Here is a 17078-nt window from a genome sequence, read left to right on the forward strand (position 1 = left end):
AACTCACTTTTATAAATTACTTTATAATCCATACGGAAGGAGATTAATACAGCCCCATATAAAATAAAGAAGCCGGGAGACCCAAACTCCCGGCTGCAAAACCCAAACATCTAATAAAACTTAAATAACAAAAACTATCAAACTATTATTTTTACTAACCCTATTAATAAGGTTTACTATTTTTGTTGTAAGTACTTGTGAAAAATAGTTTTCCTTGTTTTCTATATCAAATATACGAAGCAATTCTGCATCAATCAAATCAATATTGTTTATGGTCTTATAGATAATGTTTATATTTGAGAGAATTTATAAAAAACGACAAGACTAATGATTACAATCACTCAACTAGAATATATCGTGGCTGTTGACACTTATCGACATTTTGCAACAGCTGCCGAAAAGTGCTTTATTACTCAGCCAACTTTAAGTATGCAGATAAAGAAATTGGAGGAGTATTTGGATGTTACCATATTTGACAGAAGCAAGCAACCAATTATTCCAACCGATGTTGGCCGTAATATTATTGAACAAGCTCGAATCATACTTAGCGAAACCAAAAAAGTTGATGAAATTATTAAAGAGCACAAAAATACCGTTGAAGGAAATTTAAAAATTGGAATTATTCCAACCTTAGCTCCATTTCTTCTTCCAATGTTTATTGGTGACTATATCAGAAAATATCCTTCTATTAAAGTTGAGGTAGAAGAAATGGTTTCCGAGGAAATTGTAAAAAGCCTTAAAAAAGATAAAATTGATGTTGGTATTTTTGTCACTCCAGCAAAAGATGATAAAATTCGTGAGAGACATCTTTTCTATGAAGAAATGATGATATACGCACACAAAGACCATCCTCTATTAAAACAACCTATTGTTGAGGTTAAAGATATTGCTACTCCAGAAATTTGGATGCTTAGTGATGGCCACTGTTTCAGAAACCAGGTAATCAACCTTTGTGAGTTGCATGATTTGCAACATCAGGAATTGCCATTCGAATTTGAAAGTAATTCTCTTGAAACATTAATGAAAATTGTAGATCGTGAAGGAGGTTTTACTCTAATTCCAGAATTGGCCACTCAATATATGCCTGACGAAAAACTTAAACAGGTGAAAAAATTCACAAATATTCATCCTTTAAGAGAGGTTAGTTTGGTTTATTCTCGTCATTATACAAAAAATAGATTGTTGGATTTATTGGCTGATCAAATCAAAAATATCATCCCAAATAACTTTTTAAGCAGCGACAGAGGAACAATTGTTGAATGGCGCTAAATTTATTTTTAGCTTATAACGAAGCAGTTAGTTTCTTTGCCGAAAAAAAGTGTGATTTTTTTTCAAAAAAAGTTTTGCAGGAATAAAGAATTATCTCTTTCTTTGCAGCGCAAAAGGAAAAAACAAGGGGCTAACGCTTCAACATTCCTGAAGCAAAAAAAAAGAGTTTTTTTCGCAAAGTGTTTGCAGTTTTAAAAAAATAACTTACCTTTGCAGCTCTGAAAAATTAGATGGTCCGTTCGTCTAGGGGTTAGGACGCCAGATTTTCATTCTGGTAACACGGGTTCGATTCCCGTACGGACTACTAAGAATTTTGCAGCGATTAAATTTTGATTTATATTTGCTGCGCATTAATAAACCAATGGTCCGTTCGTCTAGGGGTTAGGACGCCAGATTTTCATTCTGGTAACACGGGTTCGATTCCCGTACGGACTACCAAGATAATAATTTAGATAACTTTAAGAGATGGCAAATCATCAATCTGCAATTAAAAGAATCAGACAGTCTGAGAAGAGAAGAGTACACAATAAGTATTACGCTAAGACTGCCAGAAATGCTGTAAGAAAGTTACGTGCTACTTCAGATAAGGAAGCTGCTAATGAATTACTTCCAAAGGTAAATGCAATGTTGGATAAACTTGCTAAAATTAATGTAATTCATAAGAATAAAGCTGCTAACTTGAAATCTAAATTAGCTTCACACGTTAACAAGCTGTAAGACACTATAACTCTGTTATAAAGGGTTCTCGTTGAGAACCCTTTTTGTGTATACGCATATTCCATGTTGATTTTGTTTATGTAAATTCATAACTTTCGTTAAGTATTTACACAACAAAGCATGGACGAATATAATAAACTAAGCATTAAAGACTGGGCTCTTGAAGATCGCCCAAGAGAAAAATTAATGTACAAGGGAGTTAAAAGTTTATCTACAGCCGAACTTTTAGCCATTATCATTGGCAGTGGCAATCGAAATCAATCCGCTGTCGAACTTTCTAAATCGATACTCTCCCATTGCAATAATGATCTTAATATCCTGGCAAAAAAATCCATTCGTGATTTAATGAAGATCAAAGGAATTGGAGAAGCAAAAGCCATTGGTATTATTGCCGCATTGGAGATTGGTCGCAGACAAAAGGCATTTCAAAGCAAACAGAAGGAAAAAGTTACTTGTAGTCGCGATGCATTCGAAATTCTTTTCCCATTTGCAGAAAATTTAGGACATGAAGAATTTTGGGTTTTATTTATGAATAAAGCCAATAAAGTAATCGAAATCAAAAATGTCTCTTCCGGAGGAATTACAGGCACCGTTTTCGATATCAGATTAGTTCTAAAAGAGGCTTTACAACTTGAAGCTGTAAATCTTATTCTTTGTCACAATCATCCTTCTGGTAATTTGGCTCCTTCGGCAGCCGATAAAGACATTACAAGCAAATCGAAAGATGCTGCTAAACTGATGAATATCGAGATATTAGATCATATAATAATTGGCGAAAACGATTACTATAGTTTTGCCGATGAAGCACTAATTTAGAATGAATTAGATTATTAATTTTTCCTTCATTTCCTTCCTAAATATTATTGAAATATGGCTATATTTGCGCTCAGCTAATTTTTAAATAATAAAACATGGTGATCCATACATTAGGAGAAAACAACTCCCTTTTTAACCGATTTATAGCTGAAATCCGAGACGTTAACGTTCAAAACGATCCTCTTCGCTTTAGAAGAAACCTTGAAAGAGTTGGTGAGATATACGCTTACGAAATCAGTAAAACTTTAGATTTTGCAGAGCAATCAGTGGAAACTCCACTTGGTACTGCAATTGCTTCTCTTCCAAAGGATGAAGTTGTTGTGGCTTCGATATTAAGAGCAGGTCTTCCTTTGCACAATGGTTTATTAAACTACTTCGACAGATCAGAAAATGCTTTTATTTCTGCATATCGTAAGCATACCGAAGATGGAAAATTTAAAATTAATTTCGAGTACATTTCATCTCCTTCTATCGATGGCAAAGTAGTTATTCTTGCCGACCCAATGTTGGCAACAGGATCATCAATGGAATTGGCATACAAAGCAATGCTAACCAAAGGTACTCCTAAACACGTACATATTGTTTCTGTAATTGCAAGTCAAGAAGGTGTTGATTTTATTAAGAACAATTTACCAGCAGAAAATACTACCATTTGGAATGGAGTTGTTGATGCTGAACTAAACACCAAATCGTATATCGTTCCAGGTTGTGGAGATGCAGGTGACTTGGCTTTTGGTGCTAAACTAGGATAATCAATATTTTTGATAATATTTCAAGGACTGTTTTAATAACAGTCCTTTTTTTTATGCCTTGAAAACACTTACTTCTGATGTATCAGGACAAGATTTTTTCATTTCCAAGATACTCTTATCCATTACGGGATGAATAAAATCAGGTGCAATTTCAGCCAAAGGAGCCAAAGCAAACATCCTCTCTCCCATTCTTGGATGCGGTACTTCCAAACTTTCAGTATCGATAATTAAATCATCATAGAATAGTATATCAATATCAATGGTTCTTTCGCTATAGCGATTTTTCTTTCGAACACGACCAAGAATTTTCTCAATTTTCTGAGTTTGATCCAGAACAGCTTCAGGCAATAAACTACTTTCTACCATCACCACCTGGTTTAGAAAACTCTGCTCATGTTCGAATCCCCATGGTTCGGTTTCATATATGGCCGAAACTTTCAGAACTTTTCCAACATCATTTCCCAAAGCTTCAACTGTACTTTGCAGAATCTGCTCTCTATCACCTAAATTTCCACCTATTAAGAAGTAAACTTTTGCCATCTTTTTTAATTTAATCGGTAAAAGAAACAAAGAAATCTTTCGAAACAAAATATACATCGAAAATAATCTGCATTTCAAACTTCTGTCAGTTTAATTAGATATATTTGTTATACTACGGATTTACATAAATCTGCATCTTATAAATTAGAATAATCAATTAAAAGAAAATCAATATGAAAAGCTTCTTCAAATTTACATTCGCCTCTTTAATTGGAGGTATTGTAGGTGGAATTTTCCTTTTACTTCTAGGAATGCTGATTATAGCTGGTATCGCATCAAGTGCTGATAAACCTGTAACAGTTAAAAACAAAAGTGTTTTGGAAATTAAACTAAACAAATCGCTTGCTGATAGAGGTGCAGATAAGCCTTTTGACAATTTCGACTTACCAGGAACCGGAAGCTCAAGCATAGGTTTAACAAGCATTTTAGAAAGTATCGAGAAGGCAAAAACCGACGAAAAAATCAAAGGTATCTATTTAAATGTTAGTGATGTTTCTGCCAATTTTGGTGGTATTGCCTCTATCGAAGAAATCAGAAACAAACTTAAAGAGTTTAAAGAAACCGGTAAATTTATTGTGAGCTACAACAATTTTGGATATTCACAAAAAGCTTACTACCTAACATCTGTTTCAGATAGTATTTACTTAAATCCTGAAGCAATGATAATGCTTCTTGGTATGGGTGGTGAAAGAACTTTTTACAAAAAATTTCTAAAAAACATTGGTGTTGAAGCTCAAGTAATCAGAGTTGGTAAATACAAATCGGCAACAGAACAGTTTTTCAGAGATGATATGAGTGACGAAAGTCGTGAGCAAACCATGGCTTATGTTGGCGATATATGGAACCAGATCTTAAAAGGAATTTCGGAAGAAAGAGGTATTTCGGTTGATAAATTAAATGAACTAATTGACGCATTTGCTATTAAAAAGGCAGCTGATGCTAAAAAATACAACTTGATTGATGGTGTGATCTACCAAGATGAAATGAATGCTATCCTTAGAAAGCTTACAGATATTAAAGAAGACAAAAAACTTCGAAAAATTAGTGTTTCTGATTACGCAAAATCTCCAGATACTGATTCAAAATTCTCGAAAAATAAAATTGCAGTGGTTTATGCTTCTGGCGCCATTGGAAATGAGCAAAGCGAAACCGCAATTGGACCTGAATTGGCTAACACTATCCGTAAAGCAAGAAGAGATTCTACCGTTAAAGCCATTGTATTACGTGTAAACTCACCAGGTGGTAGCGCTTTGGTTTCTGATATTATTTGGAGAGAAGTGGAATTGGCATCCCAAGAAAAACCGGTTATCGCTTCAATGGGTAACGTTGCTGCATCAGGTGGTTATTACATTGCTTGTCCTGCAGATACTATTGTTGCTGACAAAAACACCATTACCGGATCAATTGGTATCTATGGCTTGTTCTTCTCGGGAGAAGAATTGATTAAGAATAAAATTGGTTTCACAACCGATTCATATGGAACCAACAAACATTCAGCTTTTGGAGGAGGTTATCCATTAATGGTTGTTCCGGTTTCTTCAAGAAAATTCACAAAAACCGAAAAAGTAATTCTTCAGGATATCATTAACGAAGGATATGATACATTCCTAACAAGAGTTGCTGATGGTAGAAACCGCTCGAAAGAAGAAATTCATGAAGTGGCTCAAGGAAGAGTTTGGAGTGCTGTTGATGCCAAAGAAAATGGTTTGGTTGATGTTTTAGGAGGTTTAGAAACCGCAATTGAGATTGCAAAAGAAAAAGCAGGCTTGAAAGATGACTATAGAATTGTTTCTCTTCCTAAACAAAAAGACCCTATTCAGGAATTAATAAATGATATTACTGGTGAAGCCAAAACCCGATTCTTAAAATTTGAGTTAGGTGATACTTACAGATATTACAATCAGGCTCAAAGCATTATGGATTTAGGTGGTATTCAGGCTCGCTTGCCATACGAAATAGAATTGAACTAAATTTCATTCATTCAATCGCATAAAAAATCCTCAAGAAATTGAGGATTTTTTTATTTTAGGATTCAGCAATTTTTTATCAACTAAATAAAAAATTATTGTCATATTTAATTCCTTATTAAATGCTAACAAATATTTCTGTAAATTTAATATGGAATTAATTGTTGCTATTTACAAGTCAATCTCGAACGAGATGTATCTATACACCTGATTAAAACTATAATCGATGAAAGCATTATCCCGTTTTTTAAAAGTTTTACTACTCCCATTTAGTTTACTTTACGGATTAATTGTGGCCATGCGCAATATGCTCTTCGATTTAAATATACTAAGCAGTACCGAATTCAAGATTCCAATAATTTCGGTTGGCAACATCACCGTTGGAGGAACTGGAAAAACCCCTCATATTGAATACCTTATCACTCTTTTAAAAGATGATTACAAGCTTGCTACCCTAAGTCGTGGTTACAAAAGAAAAAGCAAAGGTTTTATTCTTTCCGACGAAAATTCCACTGCAAACCTGATTGGTGATGAGCCTATGCAAATCAAACGCAAGTTTTCTGACATACTGGTTTCGGTTGATAGCAAAAGGGTAAATGGTGTTAAAAATCTACTCAACAGTGAACATGGAAATGATTTAAGTGCGATTTTATTGGATGATGCATACCAGCACAGATACATAAAACCTGGCTTATCTATTCTTTTAATTGACTACAACAGACCAATTACTCGCGATTTTATAATGCCATATGGGCGCTTGAGAGAAAGTGCAGAAGAAAGATCAAGAGCAAATATCATTATTGTGAGTAAAACTCCTGCTAATATGACTCCAATTGAGAGAAGAATCATTGTGAAGGAACTAAAGATACTGCCTTATCAAAAACTATATTTTACATGTTTAGATTATGGAAATCTTCAACCCGTATTTAGCAAAGATGCAGTAAAAATTGGTGATGAAGACTGGAACAAGGAAAGCTTTTCAATTCTTTTGGTAACAGGAATTGCAAATCCTAAACCTTTACGAGAATATTTAGATGGTTTCTCAAATACAATTGAAGAATTGCACTTTCCAGATCATCATGCGTTCAATCAGAAAGATATTCAAGCTATTGAGAAAAGGTTTGATGAACTAGCTGGCGAAAATAAAATCATTATTACCACAGAAAAGGATGCTACTCGAATTTTTGATATGGAAATCAAACAAGAAAGCATAAAAAAACACCTATTCTTTGTTCCTTTATGCATTAAGTTTTTGAATGAAGACAAGTCGAAATTCGACAATCAGATTTTAAACTACGTCAAGAAAAACAAACGCTCAAGCAACCTACACAATATCGAAACAGATTCAATATAAAATAAAAGGGGAATTAAAAGATTCCCCTTTACTCTACCATTTATTAACCACTACATTAATTAACAGCTATTGCTAAAGCACTTTGGCTTATGCCAAAATAAAATTTTTCCTTTTAAATGCTCTATGCTTCATCAAGTTACAAAATCAAACATAAATAATCAAGCATTGAGTTTCTTTTTTTTAATGAATATAATACTGATCAATTACTTTAATTTCCCTCCTAACACACAAGTCTTCTTATAGGTTTTCATGCGGCCATCCGGATTAAACATTTCAATATAAACAAGGTAAATTCCTATTGGCAATCTTTCCCTTTTTGAATTCAATCCATCCCAATACACACTATCATCAGTTCCCAAATACAAATTACTGGCAAGTTTCCTGATTTCCTTTCCCAATGCATTGTATATTCTGATATTAGCTACAAATCCATCATCTTTTAAATTAAAGTTGATGTACAAACGATCATCAATTCCATCGTTATCTGGAGAAAATACTTTAGATGATAAGCTAACCTCCTCTACAGATTCCTCTATATCACTATAAACAGAGTTTTTAATGCCAGGAGTTCCAAAACCAATATTTTGTGCCGCCGACTGCCAATTGGAATGCAAATTGGTTTCTTCATCTGGATTCACACGCTCTAATGCAACACCTTCCTTACTTGCCAACAATTCAAAATGCATACCTTCCTTATACTCCAAATCATCAATAAGCTCATCTTTTGTGTACAAAACCATCCTTCCATTTTTATCTGGATAATTTGGCAAACTCACTTGATGGAAAACTGCAGTATTTGATGTGTAATAATTTTCAGCAATATTTAAAGAATCAGATGTAAACAAGCAGTATGACTCAGGATGCAATAGAATCTGTTTCTTGGCCAACTTAACACTATCTGTTAGCAAATAATTCGCATCTTTTTTACCAATGTACAATTTGGATAAATCGTAAACATTTTGAGTCCGATTGAACAACTCTACATAGTCAGAACCACCTACCAATGGATTAAATAAGATTTCATTAATTACAATTTCACCCTGATGAGCTGAAGCAGGTATCCAAAATTCAACAAGATTACTTTTAAGTGGATTACCTGCCAAATCTGATACTCTTTCAGAAATCTCTAATTTAAAGCTTGCATTCTCGAGCAAATGTTCCTGAAATACAATTTCGATTATCGTTTTAACTTCCTCAAGCTTGCGAATCTCTATTATTAGGTTCTTCCCTTGTGTCAATTTATAATTTGATATTTGAAGCACTTCCAACTCTTGCATAGGTTCAGAATAAGTTATTCTAACCGTATTTGTGTTCACAACTTCTAAGTTCTCAATTTGTGGTAGAGTCTGATCTTTATTCTCTGCAAATACAGAATTTTGTTTCCCTGGCGTTCCTCCATCAGTAGCATTAGATGCCTTCCAATTGGGTTCTTGCCAAGTAAAATTCATTGGATCAATTCGCTCTAAACTCCAACCTCCATTACTTTTCTCTTCTGATTGATACCAAGTGTCGGAATAAACAATCTCATCAATTGTTTTTCCATTGGCAGACAACAAACTTAAACGATTGCCTGCATTGTTTAAGCCGGTAAAGTTTGATAACCCCATAGCATTTCCATACTCAGAAAATAGTTCTTCTGCAGGATTTGAGCAGAGAATCAAATATGAATTTGCCTGAATGGTATCCGAGGAAAATAACAACTCTTTACTACCAATTTTCAGCTTCCACCCTTCAACTAAAATTGGAAAAGCTCTGGTATTGTATAGCTCGATATACTCATATTCAGGCAATCCCTGACTTGGACTTTCATCTGCCATGATTTCATTGATAACAACATCATTTTCATTTGCTGGAACCAGATATTCAAAGACAATTGAATCGGAAGCCAATTTCGCTCCATCTTTGTCAATAATGCTTAAAACTTCTACTTGATAATTACCTGTCTTTAATTCTGAATACAGAATAATCAGAATTTCTTTACCTGAATTGGTGATTGAAGACCTAAAGCTTTTCAGTTCTTCATCATTACAGCTGATTTTAAAATTCTCAGAAGTCAATTGTTGATCCGAATTAAGTCTTTCAGAAAAAGCAATTAAAATAGAATCTTGTCCTATTATTTGATAAGACTTGATAAAAGGAGCAGTATTTACTGATTGTACTTGAAAATCATCAAGCCATAATTCTCCAGCTCGCGATACGGATTCAAAAGTAAATTCCAACCCACAATAAAATTCTTCACTTTTATCTGTTATGACAGAAGAAAAATCCTCCATTTTATACCAAGAGTTATTCTCTCCCATTCTATTGTAGGCCAAATTCCATATGCCATTAGCATTATATTCTACTTTTATGGCAATTGCCTCATTCGCGTTCCAATCAAATCTCGTCTTTGCTAATACTTCAGGAGTTTCCCCACTATTCGTTTTCCATATACTTAAAATATCAGAAGAGCCTTTTAAGTTTACTCCTACAGAATATTTGACTTTCGCTTTGGCAGGATTTTCATGATCCATACAAAGGTGAAACACAAAATTATTTCCAGAACTCGGGTCCCAATCACCATTTCGTAAAACAAAAGTCCATCTTGTTATTCCATTCTCACTTCGCCAATTATTCAACTTACGAGAAATATAGCTATTTCCAAACTGATTGCTCAAGTTGTGCTTCAAGGATTTTCTTCCATGGATTGGTTGATATGTGGAAACTGACCAGTCTGAAGAGTTTGTAAATTCATCCAATGAAGATTCTTCAAAATCATAAATAATATCTAACAAGCTTTTTCCGAATGCAATACTGCAAGTATCTGAATCTAAAATTGAACTAAGACTAAGTTTAAAACCTTTTTTACCAGAATAGCTAATGGAATTCACATCCAATGACCCCTTATTAAAACCTAACTCATTATCAGAAATCAATTCACCGTCTCCCTGAATCAATTCCAAACTAATTTTATCCGAATTATCTCTATCAATGTTCTGATATTTATCACAAGCAAGCACTTTCAAATTAAATTGTTCAGAATTATCCTTAACAAACAAAGGTGATGAAACAATACTAAGCCTGTCAGCTTCTACATTTAAGCTAAAAGAATCTGAATTAATATCCTTAAGCATGCTTGTTTTTAATTCCGAACTATTAATTCCAGTCTTCCAGCCTGAACCTGACTTTGGAATAAAAACTTGAAATTCCATATTGTCAGGTAAACTGGATTCTTTGAAGTATATGGCCAATTCAAACTTCTGAACTGCTCCGTTACTTACCTGAAATAAACCCTTACTTGAGCTAAATTTGATACGTTCATTGTCAATATCATTGCTGCGTGAAAGAATTTCTCCTTCACTTTTTATTACAGCTCCTGCAATGTGTTTTTCCCAATCAAAAGAATTTGGAAGTTCTTTTTTATAGAATGTCGCAGTATTGATAATGGTTGGCAAATCATCGAAAGAAGCCAGGTCTGTAATCGTAAAATTAAGAGCAGTAATTGCCCTTTCCTCTGTTACTGATAAAGATGTTAACAGGTGATTAGTAATTTCCTCACCTTCTGTAAGCGTCGAGTTTTGGTCAACACTTGAAATATCTTTAGAAAGAATGGTTTCGAAACCTTCAGCTTCTGCCTGAATGGTAAAATGTTCAGCTTTATCATACTCCAAATCGGTCCAAATCATTTTACCATTATCCATAATTTTCCTCAATCCTGATACAGATTTCAATTCTCCACTTCCTGCAGCCAGGCTAATTTTCACCTGCTTATCAAAATCGGTATCCAAATTTCCCAATTCATCAATCATTTCTATCTCAACAGCAAACAACTCATTGGGTTTTACAGATTTTGGAATCGAACTAAACTGCATTTGTACAGCTTTCACTTCACATTCTAAGCTCGGCCCTAATACTTCATTGTCAAACTGTGGTTTCAGTCCACTCTCCTCTTCTGCTACTTCCCAGTTTTCACCGGATTTTTCAATTCGTAGTTGAATTATTTCTTTGTCTACACAAGCTCCTTCCTTAAAATATGCAAACAGAGAATAGGTAACCTCACTTTCACTATCAACAATTGCAGCTGGTTCCGATTCTTGAAAAAAGACATCAATTTTGTTCTTTGAAATCTCGAAATCAACATCTATTTCATGATTACTGCGCATAAGATAAAAGCCCGCTATGCTTTTCTTAAAATCTACTTGATTACTTTCTCCACCTATAAGCCTAATTTTCTTAAGAACAGTCGGAGCATCGTCATTACCTGAATCTTTTATCGCAAATTCGAATAATTTAAATGCGCTGCTTTTGTGAATGCTTAAAGCTGATATAAAGGTATGCACTGGAATCCAGGAAGTTGGAAGAGCTTCTGATTCATATGTATTTTTGATAATAATTTTGGGAGAAATCAGCTCTGGTAAATTTTCTCCCATTAGCTTTAATTGAATCGTATCTACAATTTGATACTTTAATGCATCAAAAACCAGTTTACCTTTATCAAGTCTATTAATTAAACCATTGGAGGCTGTCAATTCTCCTTTTCCTGAATGCAGCGCCAATCTAATCTGCTCGTCTTGATCAGTATCAAGATTTCCAAATTGATCTTTGGCTTCCACCAAAAATTGAAACAATTGATTTCTTACAACTGATTCCGGAATTTCAGTCAAGTTCAATTGAGTAGCTTCTACATTTACGGTATGAATAACCGAATTTATGCTTTCATTGCTTCCAGCAAAATCCGATCCACTTGCAAATGTTAAAAGTCCCTTTGCAGCTTTTCCTAAAGCCAACTGAAGTTTTGATCCATCAACCAATTCATGAGCTGAATTAAGATATGCCCTTAGTTCAAATTCTCTCTTTGAACCATCAGGAATGGATAATTGATCTTCTACAAAATCAAAATATAACGAATCAGAACCTATGCTTACAGCCTGATAATTCACAAAATTGCCTTGCGAGTAAATCCTAACACCTCCTAATTGAGTCTCCCAATCTATTCCATTTTCTGGATTTAAGTTATAAACGGTCATTCTGGAAATTTTGGTAGGAACACCATCGCTTGCTGAATCTGTTTCGTCAATTACGAATCTAAAGCAAGGCAAAGCTTCTGACTCTGTATCAACATCCGTATTAATTGTCAATTCTCCAATCTGATTCTCAGCTTCTTTTAAAACTGTAAAATTGTCATTTTCAACTATAATAGGATCACCACGAACAGAAATGTTATTGAAATAAACTTTATCCCCGGCATTTGGATTATTCATCCTCACGATTATTCTAAGTTCATCTCCTTCCAAACCAGAAGTAGAAGCATCAGAACTTCCCCAATTTCCAATATTTTCGCCATTTACGGTAAAAAGTTGTTCTGTCTCACCATCAATTTTATAATAACATTTAAGGTACTTTTTTGAACTTGTAGAAGAGCCAGTCTCAACTGCCAGCACAGCGATAGCACAATTGGTATAAGAGGAAATATCAATTGCTTTACTCATCCAAACTGCTTCACCATCGCAATCAACAGCTTCCAATCTTCCCCCACTGGTTTCTACCACTTTAACGTAATCCGAATCATCGGCAAGAGTACAGTTAGTAACATCCAAACTCCAATCAACAACCCCCTCCATATCAACTTTTGAACCCCAATAACCTTTATTTAGATCTGCAACATCCGAGAAGTTTCTTGTCCATATATCCTCTGCATGTAGGTTTGTATTTACCAGTAAAACCAAGAGTATGAACAAATTCTGGTAAAGTGTTTTTTTCATAGGAAATTAACTTTAACTTTGATTTGCTTTTCTTAGTAAAGGCTAATTTAACTATAATCGATTTTATTAACAAGGAATTAAAGCTTTATTATGTTATGAGGATAGCAGTTGTAGGAGCTACAGGCCTGGTGGGCCAGAAAATACTGGATGTTCTGGAGGAAAGAAATTTTCCGGTTAGCGATTTATACCCAGTCGCAAGTGAAAGATCTGTGGGTAAAGAGGTTGCATTTAATGGCAACAAGTACAAAGTTATCAGTATGGAAGATGCAATTAATCTAAAACCACAAATTGCAATTTTCTCAGCGGGTGGCGGTACATCATTAAAATGGGCTCCTGAATTTGCCAAAGTTGGCACTACTGTAGTAGATAATTCTTCAGCTTGGAGAATGGATGAGAACAAAAAATTAGTTGTTCCGGAAATTAATGCCACAGAATTAACCAAAGAGGATAAAATTATTGCCAATCCGAATTGCTCAACAATTCAGATGGTGGTTGCCCTGGCTCCTCTTCATAAAAAATACCAGATTGAACGCCTGGTGATTTCAACATATCAGTCGATCACTGGTACAGGAGTAAAGGCAGTACAGCAATTTGAAGATGAGCGCTCAGGAGTTGATGGAGAAAAAGCCTATCCACACGAGATAGATAAAAACTGTCTTCCACATTGCGATGTTTTTACCGAAAATGGTTACACTAAAGAAGAAATGAAACTAGTTAATGAAACCAGAAAAATTTTGAAGGACGACAGCATCAGAGTTACTGCTACTGCAGTTAGAGTACCAGTTGTTGGAGGTCATAGTGAATCATTAAACATTGAATTTGCCAATGATTTTGATGTTGAAGAGGTAAAACAACTTCTAAAAGAAACTGAAGGTGTAATTGTTCAGGATAATCTGGATAATAATGAATACCCTATGCCAAAGTATTCGCATGAACGAGATGAAGTATTTGTTGGACGTATTCGCCGTGATTATTCAAATCCAAACAGTTTAAACATGTGGGTTGTTGCCGATAACCTTAGAAAAGGAGCTGCAACCAATGCCGTTCAAATTGCAGAATATTTAGCCAAGCAAGAATTAGTATAACACAATAAAAAACCCGATGCAAAACATCGGGTTTTCTTTTTATATCATTATTCTTTTAATCCATCAAATTTGAATAGTCCTGATAAAGGAAATCATTGTATGGGAATCGCGCTGAATGAATTTCACGAATAACATCATACACTTTCTCTCTAAATTCTTCAATATTCTGCTTCTCGATTGCTGAAATAAACAAACAAGGAGTATCTCCTTTGGCAATCCACATTTGCTTTAACTCATCCAAACTATAGTTTTCACGTGTTTTAGGTAGCAAATCGTCCTCATCCTTCTTCACATAGGTGAAAGCATCAATTTTATTGAATACAAGGAAAGAAGGCTTTTCTCTGTTATCAATTTCAGCCATGGTTTCGTTCACCACTTTAATATGATCTTCGAAGTTAGGATGTGAAATGTCAACAACATGCAAAATAACATCAGCCTCTCTCACCTCATCCAAAGTTGATTTAAAAGATTCAACCAAATGGTGAGGCAATTTTCGAATAAATCCAACTGTATCTGCCAATAAAAAAGGAACATTCTGAATCACGACCTTTCGAACTGTAGTATCCAGAGTTGCAAATAATTTATTTTCAGCAAAAACATCAGATTTACTAAGCATATTCATAAGAGTGGATTTACCAACGTTGGTATATCCAACCAAAGCAACACGTACCAATTTTCCACGATTCTTACGCTGAGTTGCCTTTTGTTTGTCAATCTTCTTGAGATCTTCCTTTAGCTTGGCAATTTTATCTAAAATAATTCGACGGTCGGTCTCTATCTGGGTTTCCCCTGGACCACGCATCCCAATACCTCCTCGTTGACGTTCGAGGTGAGTCCACATTCTAGTCAATCTTGGCAACATGTATTGATATTGAGCTAACTCAACCTGAGTTTTTGCATGAGCAGTTTGAGCTCTACTGGCAAAGATATCAAGAATCAAATTGGTTCTATCTAAAATTTTTCTTTTCAAGATTCTCTCTACATTTCGAAGTTGAGTTGGAGATAATTCATCATCGAAAATCACCATACCAACATCTTCGTTAGCTTCCAGGTAATCTTGAATTTCCTCAAGTTTTCCTGCTCCCACAAAAGTTTTTGGGTTAGGATAATCTAACTTCTGCGTAAACCTTTTAACTGTTTTTGCTCCCGCAGTTAAAGCCAAAAAGTCCAACTCAGCCAAATATTCGTCAACTTCCTGAACAGTCATACTTTTAGACTGATCAATCACTCCGATTAAAACCGCTTTTTCTTGCTCTTTTTTTGTTCTTAGATAGTCTCCCATTTATATATTTTAGGAATAACAACAGGCTTACGCCTCTTTTCAATTCTATTTGCTCCAATATCAAACTCTTTCAGTAATCAGAAAAAAGATGATTTGTAGGACAAAAATACACAATATTCTGCAATGCTTTCTGTAAGGCACAAAAAAAGAGGTTTCGAAAAATCGAAACCTCTTATATAATTGTATAGTATTGATCTACTGTAATTGGAAGTTGATTGGTACAGTATAAGAAACCTTAACTGGTTTTCCACGCTGCTTTCCTGGCTTCCATTTTGGCATCTTGTTGATTACGCGAATCGCTTCTTTATCCAAAGATGGATCAACTCCACGAACAACGCGAACATTCTCAACACCACCTACCTTATTTACTACGAAAGTAACAAATACACGGCCTGTGATACCATTTTCCTGAGCAATTACAGGATACTTAATAGATCTTGCGATCCATTTCTGTAATTCAAGCTGTCCACCTGGAAATTCAGGCATATCCTCTACAATAACGAATACCTGAGCTTCATCTTCTTCTTCCTCTTCCTCTACTACTTGGATTTCAACTTCTTCATCCATATCAGCATCCGAGTCTTCAATTTCTAGCTCATCTTCGATCTCTTCATCGTTATCCACGATATCCAATACCTCAGCTACTTTTGGTGCTGGTGGTGGTGGTGGTGGTGGCTTCATTTGTTCCTGTCTGGTAATCGGAATAATCTCCTCCTCAGCTTCCATCTCTTGCTGATCTTGTAAACCTGTAGCTTCAGCAGAATCTACACGCCATTCGAATGCAGCAAAAACAAAAAGCAGAGTCAGCGCCAGACCAATCTCAAGAAAGAGACCTCTCTTATTTTCAAGATCTGCTTTAGGTGACTTCTTAACTTCCATAATCTTCTTTTAATTTTCTTTTAAATTCAGCGTTTAAAAGTAAGTAATTCAATTTTATAATCAAAATTCTATTCTCTGCGAAAATATTTGAGGCATAAAGATATAAAAATAACGAGCAATCATTTTTTTCTAATGGTATTTTTTGATTTTCAACACGTAAGATCGCCTGAAAATTTAATGATAATTATAAAAAATGCTCTAATTTGAATATAGATAAACCCACTGTAAATAAATCAACTATAAATTTAGTACATTTTTTTCTTTAAAGCCATTCTAAATTAGATTTTTTAACAAAGAAGAGTGAAAAATCCATATTGTCCGAACTCATCCTACCTATACACACACTATACATTGCTACCAATCAATTGTCTATTGACAAACAATTTTTCGAACTAAAATAGATTCTCCACTCTAAATTCCCTTACGTATAAGAAGAAAAAATGTTTGCTTTCGGTAAAAATTCATTATCAAGTAGTTTCGTATGTTTAATTTTAATTTATATTTGCAGGCGAATTCCTAATCATTAAAAAATGCTTTAGGAGTCATTACATATTAAAGGGGGGTTAGCTCAGTTGGCTAGAGCGTTTGACTGGCAGTCAAAAGGTCACCGGTTCGATTCCGGTACTCTCCACCCTCAAATCAAGGCGGTTATGGCATTTATGTCGTGGCCGCTTTT

Annotated in this window: 11 protein-coding genes and 3 tRNA genes; 10 read left to right on the forward strand and 4 right to left on the reverse strand. The window is 34.7% G+C overall.

Annotated features, from left to right (window positions below; all coding sequences use genetic code 11):
* The first annotated feature begins 327 nt into the window (after positions 1-327).
* The 6 genes from NQ163_RS12200 to upp all read left to right on the forward strand — a co-directional run bounded on the left by NQ163_RS12200 (position 328) and on the right by upp (position 3554).
* Entirely contained in the window at positions 328-1269 is a 942-nt protein-coding gene (locus tag NQ163_RS12200; protein WP_268190596.1) for a hydrogen peroxide-inducible genes activator, read from the forward strand.
* Between the two features lie 232 nt (positions 1270-1501).
* Positions 1502-1573, forward strand: a tRNA-Glu gene (locus NQ163_RS12205).
* Between the two features lie 59 nt (positions 1574-1632).
* Positions 1633-1707 (forward strand) — tRNA-Glu (locus NQ163_RS12210).
* A 27-nt stretch (positions 1708-1734) separates the two neighbouring features.
* A complete protein-coding gene (gene rpsT, locus NQ163_RS12215; RefSeq protein ID WP_268190597.1) occupies positions 1735-1986 on the forward strand; it encodes a 30S ribosomal protein S20 in 252 nt (83 codons plus the stop codon).
* Between the two features lie 120 nt (positions 1987-2106).
* Complete coding sequence (gene radC, locus NQ163_RS12220; protein WP_268190598.1) at positions 2107-2802, forward strand: RadC family protein; 696 nt, start codon at positions 2107-2109, stop codon at positions 2800-2802.
* 95 nt (positions 2803-2897) lie between these two features.
* Positions 2898-3554, forward strand: a complete 657-nt coding sequence (gene upp, locus NQ163_RS12225) for a uracil phosphoribosyltransferase (RefSeq protein WP_268190599.1) — start codon at positions 2898-2900, stop codon at positions 3552-3554.
* Positions 3555-3605: 51 nt separating this feature from the next.
* Here upp and folK read toward each other — a convergent pair whose 3' ends face one another.
* On the reverse strand, positions 3606-4094 hold the full coding sequence (gene folK / locus NQ163_RS12230) for a 2-amino-4-hydroxy-6-hydroxymethyldihydropteridine diphosphokinase (protein ID WP_268190600.1): 489 nt from the start codon (positions 4092-4094) through the stop codon (positions 3606-3608).
* Positions 4095-4267: 173 nt separating this feature from the next.
* On the opposite strand from folK, the gene sppA reads away from it, so the two are divergent.
* Both sppA and lpxK read left to right on the forward strand, forming a co-directional pair.
* A complete protein-coding gene (gene sppA, locus NQ163_RS12235) occupies positions 4268-6064 on the forward strand; it encodes a signal peptide peptidase SppA (protein ID WP_268190601.1) in 1797 nt (598 codons plus the stop codon).
* 223 nt (positions 6065-6287) lie between these two features.
* Entirely contained in the window at positions 6288-7415 is a 1128-nt protein-coding gene (gene lpxK, locus NQ163_RS12240) for a tetraacyldisaccharide 4'-kinase (protein ID WP_268190602.1), read from the forward strand.
* A 203-nt stretch (positions 7416-7618) separates the two neighbouring features.
* Here the strand turns inward: lpxK and NQ163_RS12245 are convergent, their stop codons facing one another.
* Positions 7619-13156 (reverse strand): lamin tail domain-containing protein, encoded by a 5538-nt coding sequence (locus NQ163_RS12245; RefSeq protein ID WP_268190603.1) that lies wholly within the window; start codon positions 13154-13156, stop codon positions 7619-7621.
* A gap of 95 nt (positions 13157-13251) precedes the next feature.
* On the opposite strand from NQ163_RS12245, the gene NQ163_RS12250 reads away from it, so the two are divergent.
* The gene (locus NQ163_RS12250) at positions 13252-14241 is read left to right on the forward strand and encodes an aspartate-semialdehyde dehydrogenase (RefSeq protein ID WP_268190604.1); all 990 of its coding nucleotides are present in this window, start codon (positions 13252-13254) and stop codon (positions 14239-14241) included.
* Between the two features lie 55 nt (positions 14242-14296).
* On the opposite strand, the gene hflX is transcribed toward NQ163_RS12250, so the two are convergent.
* Both hflX and NQ163_RS12260 read right to left on the reverse strand, forming a co-directional pair.
* Complete coding sequence (gene hflX, locus NQ163_RS12255) at positions 14297-15523, reverse strand: GTPase HflX (protein ID WP_268190605.1); 1227 nt, start codon at positions 15521-15523, stop codon at positions 14297-14299.
* Between the two features lie 195 nt (positions 15524-15718).
* The gene (locus tag NQ163_RS12260; RefSeq protein ID WP_120238272.1) at positions 15719-16402 is read right to left on the reverse strand and encodes an energy transducer TonB; all 684 of its coding nucleotides are present in this window, start codon (positions 16400-16402) and stop codon (positions 15719-15721) included.
* 557 nt (positions 16403-16959) lie between these two features.
* Here NQ163_RS12260 and NQ163_RS12265 point away from each other — a divergent pair.
* Positions 16960-17033, forward strand: a tRNA-Ala gene (locus NQ163_RS12265).
* Positions 17034-17078 lie beyond the last annotated feature (45 nt).

It is taken from the genome of Marinifilum sp. D737 (assembly GCF_026672275.1).
Taxonomy (GTDB): Bacteria; Bacteroidota; Bacteroidia; order Bacteroidales; family Marinifilaceae; genus Marinifilum.

Bases quoted from the DNA above. Each gene is read 5' to 3' on its own strand.
- NQ163_RS12250 (WP_268190604.1), top strand. From the start codon at position 13,252: ATGAGGATAGCAGTTGTAGGAGCTACAGGCCTGGTGGGCCAGAAAATA.
- folK (WP_268190600.1), bottom strand. From the start codon at position 4,094: ATGGCAAAAGTTTACTTCTTAATAGGTGGAAATTTAGGTGATAGAGAG.
- NQ163_RS12245 (WP_268190603.1), bottom strand. From the start codon at position 13,156: ATGAAAAAAACACTTTACCAGAATTTGTTCATACTCTTGGTTTTACTG.
- NQ163_RS12260 (WP_120238272.1), bottom strand. From the start codon at position 16,402: ATGGAAGTTAAGAAGTCACCTAAAGCAGATCTTGAAAATAAGAGAGGT.
- radC (WP_268190598.1), top strand. From the start codon at position 2,107: ATGGACGAATATAATAAACTAAGCATTAAAGACTGGGCTCTTGAAGAT.
- upp (WP_268190599.1), top strand. From the start codon at position 2,898: ATGGTGATCCATACATTAGGAGAAAACAACTCCCTTTTTAACCGATTT.
- hflX (WP_268190605.1), bottom strand. From the start codon at position 15,523: ATGGGAGACTATCTAAGAACAAAAAAAGAGCAAGAAAAAGCGGTTTTA.
- sppA (WP_268190601.1), top strand. From the start codon at position 4,268: ATGAAAAGCTTCTTCAAATTTACATTCGCCTCTTTAATTGGAGGTATT.
- rpsT (WP_268190597.1), top strand. From the start codon at position 1,735: ATGGCAAATCATCAATCTGCAATTAAAAGAATCAGACAGTCTGAGAAG.
- lpxK (WP_268190602.1), top strand. From the start codon at position 6,288: ATGAAAGCATTATCCCGTTTTTTAAAAGTTTTACTACTCCCATTTAGT.
- NQ163_RS12200 (WP_268190596.1), top strand. From the start codon at position 328: ATGATTACAATCACTCAACTAGAATATATCGTGGCTGTTGACACTTAT.